Below are 511 nucleotides of genomic sequence, written 5' to 3' on the forward strand. Positions count from 1 at the left end.
GCGGGGACGCCCTCGATGAGKGCCCGGGTGCACTTGATCTCCAGGACGGGGGCGGTGGTGGGGTGCACGTCGAGGGCGTTGAGCAGCACCATCCAGCGGCCCATGGCGGACAGGCGGGAGTTGGTGAGGCGCACCGGGGAGTCGTCCACGGCGGTGAAGTTGAACTTCATCATGCCGTTGTAGTCGACGTTCTCGTCACTCTCGTGCCGGATGCTGAGGGTGTCGAGGAGGACGACGGCGGCGGGACGGATGCCCCAGGTGCTCTCCAGGACACCGGCGGCCGCGTAGGCCAGGGAGCCGCCGGAGGAGTGGCCGACGAGGATGAAGGGCTTGCCGTCGGCTGCCTGGAGGGCGCTCTCCGCGATGACCCGGGCGGCCGCCTCGGCGTGGGCGGGCAGCGCCTCACCGGTGTTGAAGCCGACGAGGGGCAGGGCGCTGACGTCCCGCTTGCCCCGGAAGTGCCCGGAGAGGGTGGCGTACTGGTGGACGCCGCCGTTGGCGGTGGGGGCGC

The 511-nt window shown here is 71.6% G+C and carries 1 protein-coding gene; it reads right to left on the bottom strand.

Annotated features, from left to right (window positions below):
- A partial coding sequence (locus tag AB8Z36_RS41825; protein ID WP_369218539.1) for an alpha/beta fold hydrolase occupies positions 1-511 on the bottom strand: 511 nt, incomplete at both ends.

The sequence above is a fragment of the Streptomyces flavofungini genome (assembly GCF_041028215.1).
GTDB lineage: Bacteria > Actinomycetota > Actinomycetes > Streptomycetales > Streptomycetaceae > Streptomyces > Streptomyces flavofungini_B.